The 4,693-nt window shown below is 38.7% G+C and carries 5 protein-coding genes; 2 read left to right on the top strand and 3 right to left on the bottom strand.

Going from position 1 to position 4,693, the window contains the following annotated elements; genetic code table 11:
* Positions 1-734, top strand: a 734-nt coding sequence (locus tag AC1DDX_RS23915; protein WP_477622719.1) for an outer membrane beta-barrel protein, incomplete at its 5' end; no start/stop codon positions are given.
* 35 nt (positions 735-769) lie between these two features.
* On the opposite strand, the gene AC1DDX_RS23920 is transcribed toward AC1DDX_RS23915, so the two are convergent.
* Positions 770-1,402 carry a LysE family translocator gene (locus AC1DDX_RS23920; protein ID WP_288884071.1) on the bottom strand — a complete coding sequence of 211 codons (633 nt, stop codon included), beginning with the start codon at positions 1,400-1,402 and terminating at the stop codon, positions 770-772.
* Positions 1,403-1,516: 114 nt separating this feature from the next.
* On the opposite strand from AC1DDX_RS23920, the gene AC1DDX_RS23925 reads away from it, so the two are divergent.
* The gene (locus AC1DDX_RS23925; protein WP_288884073.1) at positions 1,517-2,890 is read left to right on the top strand and encodes an MFS transporter; all 1,374 of its coding nucleotides are present in this window, start codon (positions 1,517-1,519) and stop codon (positions 2,888-2,890) included.
* Between the two features lie 9 nt (positions 2,891-2,899).
* On the opposite strand, the gene AC1DDX_RS23930 is transcribed toward AC1DDX_RS23925, so the two are convergent.
* The gene (locus tag AC1DDX_RS23930; RefSeq protein ID WP_172662569.1) at positions 2,900-3,799 is read right to left on the bottom strand and encodes a peptidoglycan-binding domain-containing protein; all 900 of its coding nucleotides are present in this window, start codon (positions 3,797-3,799) and stop codon (positions 2,900-2,902) included.
* 96 nt (positions 3,800-3,895) lie between these two features.
* Positions 3,896-4,387: a hypothetical protein gene (locus AC1DDX_RS23935; RefSeq protein ID WP_172662568.1), complete on the bottom strand. Its 492-nt coding sequence runs from the start codon at positions 4,385-4,387 to the stop codon at positions 3,896-3,898.
* Positions 4,388-4,693 lie beyond the last annotated feature (306 nt).

Consider the following 4,693-nt stretch of genomic DNA (forward strand, 5'->3'; position numbering starts at 1 on the left):
GGCTTAACCCTGTTGTAGACAGAAGTAACCCAAATACAGAATCAACCGGCAACCCTAACCTTATGCCCTCGTCTGTGAATAACATACTTGCAGGATATAACCACAATGGTAAAGTTTCTATTAATCTTGGATTAGCTTATTCATTATTTGATAATCTGGATTTCAGAATTTTCACTTATGATCCGACGTCCGGAATTACCAGAAATACATTTGCTAACATTGGAAAAGGCGCTGTTCTGGCAGCAGATCTCAATTTGGGATATACGGTAACCAAGAGTCTGAACTTTAATTTTAATGGGAGCTTTAATTATTTGGATATTAAAACTGAAGGAAATGTGATACCACATTCTAAAGATTTGTTTTACAATTTTACCTTAACAGGCGGATATCGTCCAACACCAAAATGGAGATTGGGCGCAAACCTCAGTGTAATTGGAAAAAACCCTGCTTCCAAAACATTTCAGTCTATAACACAAGGACAAGTAAATACCAGTTTCAGCAGCAGCCATGAACTCATCAAAGGAAAATTAAGCTTAACAGCAGCATTAAATAATCCCTTTTATAAGTTCAGAACCCTTAAAACAACCACCACCGGGTTCGATTTTACAGAGCTAAGCCACAACCAATCTTATCTCCGTTCATACAGAATCAGTCTGAACTATAATTTTGGAAGGCTAAAAGATGAGGTAAGGAAAACCAGGAGAGGAATTAAAAATGACGATGTTTCTAATTGAGAATTAACATTTGATATTCCGTATTACTTTATTCCTTATGACTTTGTCAATGCTACCTTAATTCCCAGAATAATAAATACAGCTCCCGAGATTTTGTTCAGCCAATTTTCAGTGTTAGGACTTCGGTTAAATAACTTAGCTACATTCCCACCCATCAGCGCCAGAAAAACACACCATGCGAGCGTGATCAAAAAGATAACTACCCCAAGAATAAGGTATGGAAATGGGCTATTTATTGCCGAAGTTAAAACAAACTGGGGAAGGAAAGCCAGGAAAAACATGGCTATTTTCGGATTTAGAACATCACTTAAAAAAGCGGTCCAAAACATTTTTTCCATTCTTATATATTGAACTGGTATTGATTTTAACGCTGTACGATCACCCTTGCTGGAAAGTGCCTTATAGCCCATATAAATTAAATAGGCTGCACCTAAATATTTAACAATCATAAACGCTAAAGCAGATTTCGCGAGAATAAGTGATAATCCAAAAGCAGCTGCGCAGGTATGTACCAGTAAGCCCGTGCTTACACCTAATGCTGAGTACATACCGGCTTTTTTCCCGCTTGAAATACTTCTTGTTAAAACCAGTATGGTATCAATACCCGGGGTAATAACTACAATTATTGCTGACAATATAAAAGCACTGAAATTATCGATTCCGGTCATAGTCAAAGAGATTTAGTATTTCTGAAAATATTTTTGCTAAAATAAAGTAACAAACTGAAACTGCTAAGAAAAAACCGTCCTTTCTGTGCACCTTTGCACTTGCAAAAACGAGCGATGAGTTTATCAAACACAACAACTTCCCCTAATCATACCGTTCCCTTTGGCTGGATAGTCGGAATAACAAGTCTGGCCTTTGTAGTTGCACAGCTAGATGTTTCTATTGTAAATATTGCGTTGCCTCCTATTGCCAAAACCTATCATGCCAGTATTACTACCTTACAATGGGTAATAGATGCCTATACCCTTGCCTTTGCAGTGCTTATGCTATCTGCCGGCAATTTAAGCGATCTTTTAGGTGCAAAACGTATATTTCAACTTGGCATCTGTATTTTTGGGATCGCTTCTATAGGTTGTGGATTTGCCGGAAGCGCAGCTACCCTCATTGCATTTAGAGTACTGCAGGGAGTTGGTGCGGCCACCATGATCCCTAGTTCTCTTGCCATACTTAATCAGGCTTTTGCTCATGATCCTGCAAAGCGCGTACGTGCAGTAGGTTTGTGGACCGCGGCAGGAAGTGCCGCCATAGCTGCCGGTCCTATCGTTGGGGGCTTACTCATCCAGATTAGCAACTGGCGTTATATCTTTTTTGTGAATGTACCGCTTTGTCTCGCTGGTTTCCTGTTCAGTTTTCGTCTGGCACAAAATAAGACCTCGGTTAACAAAGGATTTGATATCGCCGGACAAATTACCTGGATGCTCTCCATTACAGCACTGATTGCGGTAATTATAGAATGGCCTAACTTTGGATTTAAAGATCCGGTAATATTTGGAGGCCTGCTTTTTAGTGCCGCTACGCTTGTGGCATTTTTAACTATCGAAAAAAGAGTGAATCACCCGATGCTGCCGCTTCATCTTTTTGACGCTCCTACGTTTAACGTACTGCTTTTACTTGGTGCCGTTTTAAATGGCGCTTACTATGGAACTGTTTTTACACTCAGTCTTTATCTGCAAAACGTACTCCATTATTCATCGCTCAACGCTGGCCTGGCTTTTCTACCTTTAACTGTAGGGTTCGTTATTTCCAATCTCATCAGCGGTCGTGTAATCAATAAATTTGGTATACGGAAACCAATTATAATAGGTCTCGCAATGTTTGCTGTTGGGTTTGCAGGGCTATTTATAGCTAAAGATAATACACCTTACTGGCAGTTATTCCTGCCATTTCTAATTATACCGATGGGTATGGGACTTGCCGTTCCCGCCATGACTAACGGTATTTTATCCAGCGTAGATAAATCATTGTCAGGTACTGCTTCTGCTGCATTAAATACCGTAAGGCAAGCTGCCGGAGCTATTGGGGTCGCAGTTTTTGGAGCTATTGGCGTAGGCGGAAGTGCCGCAATCCTACATTCTATCTCTGTTAGCGCCACAATAACAATAATAAGCACACTAGCAATAATTGGTTTAAACTTAAAATATTTAAAGTAGAATACACTTTTATGTAGGAACCTGATTATTTGGATATACATATACAAATCCAAGCGTTCTTAAGGTGTCTCTGTTATTGAGTTTCTGGTTCCTCACATTAAAACCGGAGTTGTTTCCATTAGTCATGTCATTTGCAGAAGTATTCCCTTCAACAGTCCGCATTTGCCCCCCTCCAAGCAGCTCATAACACTCCATGGCATGACCCCTTGTTGGATTGTTTATATATTGTGCTAAAGCCAAAGTGCCAATCGTTGGTACCGATGTGGTTAAGCCGGCCACCTTTTCAGATCCCTTCCAGCAATCCACACAATTAGCAGTAGCAGGAACCGGCGATTCCTTTTGATAGAAATCTTCAATTATTGCCACCTTCATCTGGGCAAAATCCAAACACCATGCATCTCCATTTCCGCCCGGCGTAAACCCCCCGGTAGTACCTTGCACTTCGCCAACGTCAGTTCCATAGTTGTTTCTCCCGTTTTCCTTAACACCCAGTTCTGCCAATGCTTCCTGTACTGCAATGCAAACCGAGCTTAGTTTTTTATTCGTCCAGAAATCCGGAATATTCCCGTTTGCAAAAAGATATGCCTCTAATCGCTGGCGCATGTTTGGATGAAGATGCCTGTCTTTCTTGTTCTTAATATCCTTGGTAATCAACGGACTATCCGTTATTACTGAAATATCAGATACAACCAGTTTTAACAAGCCTAAAGTTTTAGGGCCTATAACCCCCGATCCTTGTAACTTATTTTTTAGCTGTAATGAGATCACAGCTTGCTGGGTATTCATTCCATAAATTCCATCTGCACCTTTCGGATCAAACCCAAGCTCAATTAATCTTTCTTGTAAGATTTTTACGTCTTTTGAAAAACTGCCATAGGCAGGAATTTTAGAAATTACTAGCGTTTTCATAGAAGTCTAATTAGTGAAAGCTATCACTAATATAGACATGAGCAGAAACTTGATAAATAGTCATTTCTAATCATTTTTAGTATCCCATATACCATACTAAATCCGTATCGTATGCAGATGATGCGTTTTTGGAGGGTAGTTTAAAATAACTACAATATGTTTGTTGAAACGGCTTTTAATAGCACTATTTGCCATTCCTATCAGTTTATTTAATTTATCTGTAAGCTCCCTAAAATGCTCTTTATCATCCGGGCTTTCAGAATCATCTATTATAGGCTCAAAGTAGATCACCTCTCTCTTCCGATATATTTTCATTAAATCCTCAGCCGGATTATGATCTATCAAAAAACGCACAATACTATCAACCAGTTTATCATAATGATAATTAATGATACGGTTTTTAGTCATTAAGGAAGGCACACTAAAGTTAGTGTGTGTATTTACCTTAATCTTATTCTCAGGAACAACTACATTATTAAAATCCAAGGTGTACAAACCTTGTTTATTGTCTATTTCCTTTATAAAAGTATAGACTTCGTCATGTTCAGGTGTAATATAAATGACGCTGGTTGATAGTTCGAAACTCATAACACTTGGCCCTTAGTTCAGTATAAAAATACTTTAAAAATTTAAATAATTTACTACCCCTGTTGCTTTTTCATAATGAGGCTCGTTCTATGGGTAATAACGTTAATGGCCATTAACATTACACTATTTTATTTCACAAAAACTTAAAAATGAAAACAACAAAAAACTACCTATCGCCAGTTGCCAAAACTTTAGTGTTTGCCTTAACGTTAACAAGTATCTTTATTTCATGTAAAAAGGATAAAGATCCTAATCCACAATCACCTAAGCCAGCAAATTTATCAATAATCCATGCCGCGCCAGGAT

The sequence above is a fragment of the Pedobacter sp. 10L46_2 genome (genome assembly GCF_056395165.1).

Coding starts and splice junctions, on each gene's coding strand:
- AC1DDX_RS23935 (WP_172662568.1), bottom strand. CDS start 4,387: ATGAGTTTCGAACTATCAACCAGCGTCATTTATATTACACCTGAACAT.
- AC1DDX_RS23920 (WP_288884071.1), bottom strand. CDS start 1,402: ATGACCGGAATCGATAATTTCAGTGCTTTTATATTGTCAGCAATAATT.
- AC1DDX_RS23930 (WP_172662569.1), bottom strand. CDS start 3,799: ATGAAAACGCTAGTAATTTCTAAAATTCCTGCCTATGGCAGTTTTTCA.
- AC1DDX_RS23925 (WP_288884073.1), top strand. CDS start 1,517: ATGAGTTTATCAAACACAACAACTTCCCCTAATCATACCGTTCCCTTT.